The organism is Mycobacterium sp., assembly GCF_040398885.1.
Lineage (GTDB): Bacteria > Actinomycetota > Actinomycetes > Mycobacteriales > Mycobacteriaceae > Mycobacterium.
On sequence record NZ_JBBATF010000267.1, the window covers coordinates 1 to 2,400 of the forward strand.

3 protein-coding genes are annotated in these 2,400 nt (G+C 72.5%); all 3 read right to left on the minus strand.

Annotation, left to right across the window (positions count from 1 at the left end; all coding sequences use genetic code 11):
- Positions 1–413, minus strand: a 413-nt coding sequence (locus ADBZ5U_RS15815; protein ID WP_526811784.1) for a TIGR02569 family protein, incomplete at its 3' end; no start/stop codon positions are given.
- 36 nt (positions 414–449) lie between these two features.
- Positions 450–1,619, minus strand: a complete 1,170-nt coding sequence (gene moeB, locus ADBZ5U_RS15820; RefSeq protein WP_526811785.1) for a molybdopterin-synthase adenylyltransferase MoeB — start codon at positions 1,617–1,619, stop codon at positions 450–452.
- Positions 1,620–1,683: 64 nt separating this feature from the next.
- A partial coding sequence (locus ADBZ5U_RS15825) for a DUF3152 domain-containing protein (protein ID WP_526811787.1) occupies positions 1,684–2,400 on the minus strand: 717 nt, incomplete at its 5' end.

The window sequence follows — 2,400 nt, forward strand, 5'->3', positions numbered from 1 at the left end:
TCCCAGGCGGCCCGGTCGGCGACGGTGAACACGTCGACCTCGGTCCACGGCGGCACCGGGCCCTGGGTCAGGAAGCGGGGCCGCTCCAGGCCCGCGGTGACCTCGTGCAGCCGCACCCCGACCGAGACCACCTCGTCGTGCCGGGCCTCGGGGCCGCCGGCGACGTAGGTGTCGGCCCGCCAGCCCGACACCACGTAGCGGCCGTCGGTGGAGCGCACCGGCCGGGCCAGTCGCAGGCCGTCCACGAACAGCGTCTCGCGCACCTTGGCCGACCAGGCGGCGCGGGCGTGGTCGGCGATCGGGGTCAGCACGATCTCGCCGTAGCGCCAGCCGCCGTCCCAGAGCGGCTCGGGCTCGGAGTTCTTCAGACCGAACGCGGCCAGCACGTGGGCCGGCGGGCGCTCGTCGATCACATGGCCAGGGTAAGGCGTGCCGGCCGTAACGGGCCGTCAGGAACCGGCCATGTCGGGCTCGAATTGCCGCGCCCAGGCCGCGATTCCGCCTCGCAGGTGCACCACTTCGGTGACCCCGGCCCGCTTGAGGGCCGCCAGCGCCTGCGCCGAGCGCACCCCGCTCTGGCAGTACAGCACCGGGAGCCGGCCGGCCGGCAGCAGCCCCGGGCCGTCGGGCGACTCCAGAAGCGCCTTGGGAATCGACTGCGCCCCGTCGACCCGGCTGCTCTCCCATTCGGCCGGTTCGCGGACGTCGATGACGGCGACGGCCGCGCCGGAGTCCAGCAGGGCCCGCAACTCGGCCGGGGTGATGCCGGGGTCGGCGGGCCCGGGGGTGCCGCAGAGCGCCTCGTAGTCGACCAGTCCGGTGATGGCCGGGGCGGCCGGATCCTTGCGGACGGCGATGGTGCGGTAGGACATCTGCAGGGCGTCGTGGATGAGCAGCCGGCCCAGCAGCGATTCGCCGATCCCGGTGATGAGCTTGATCGCCTCGGTGCCCATCACCGAGGCGATCGACGCGCACAGCACGCCCAGCACCCCGCCCTCGGCGCAGGACGGCACCGCACCCGGCGGCGGCGGCTCGGGGTACAGGTCCCGGTAGTTCACGCCGCGCTTCTCCCCGCCGGGCCCGTCCGGGGCGTCCTCCCAGAACACCGACGCCTGACCGTGGAACCGGTGCACCGAGCCCCACACATACGGCTTGCCGGCCAGCGCCGCGGCGTCGTTGACCAGGTAGCGGGTGGCGAAGTTGTCCGTGCCGTCGATGATGAGGTCGTACTCGCCGAACAGTTCGACGGCGTTGTCGGCGGTGAGCCGGAACGGATGCGGGCGGACCTCGACCAGCGGGTTGATCTCGGCGACGGCATCCCGGGCGCTGTCGGCTTTCAGCCGGCCGACGTCGGACTGCCCGTGGATGATCTGGCGCTGCAGGTTGGATTCCTCGACGGCGTCGAAGTCGACGACGCCCAGCGTGCCCACCCCCGCGGCGGCCAGGTACAGCAGCGCCGGGGAACCGAGTCCGCCGGCCCCGACGACCAGCACGCGGGCGTTCTTGAGCCGGCGCTGGCCGTCGGCCCCGAGTTCGGGCAGCAGCAGGTGCCGGCTGTAGCGGGCGACCTCGACGGGGGTCAGCTCCGCGGCGGGTTCGACCAGCGGCGGCAGCGGCATGGCTCCATTGTGCTCATGGCCGTGCTCATGGCCGCGACGGTGTGCCCCGCATTGTCCGCCCGGCTCAGGCGATGGGGTACGGCCACGGGTTGAACCGGCAGGTCTTGCCGTCCGGCTGTACCGACTGCGGGTCGAAGCGGGAGGCGTCGTTGTCGGAGGTGGAGAACGTCTGCTGCATCATGATCGGCGCCAGCGCACCGGTGCGGTCGCACGGCTCGTGGCTGGTGTAGCCGATGGCGTGGCCGACCTCGTGATTGGTCAGGTACTGCCGATAGGACCCGATGTCGCCCTGGAACGGCATCGCCCCGCGCACCCACCGGGCCAGGTTGATGAACACCCGCGGCTCGGCGTCCGGGCCGTAGATCGGGTTGTAGCAGGACGTCTCCAGCTGGATCTCGTAGCCGCAGCCCTCCCGCACCGTGACCGGGGAGGTCAGCGAGATCCGGAAGTCCGGCTTGGCGGCGGGGTCGTCGGTCCGCTGAAAGGCGAACTGCGGGTTGTGCGTCCAGCTCTTCGGGTTGACCAGCGTCTCGGTGACCATCCGGGCGAAGCCCTCGTCGCCGCCGAACGATGAGGTGTCGATGCCGTCCTCGACCTCGACGGTGTAGGTGAACGTCTTGGCGGTGCCCTGGCCCACCTTCGGGGTGGCGCCCGGGACGATGTGCCAGGTCTTGGCGCCGGCCTCGGTGTACGGGCCGCCGGCGGGCAGCTGCCCGGTGGGCAGGCTGGCGTCGAACTCGGTCAGCCCGCGCGGCGGGGCGCCGATGATGCTGGTGCCGGC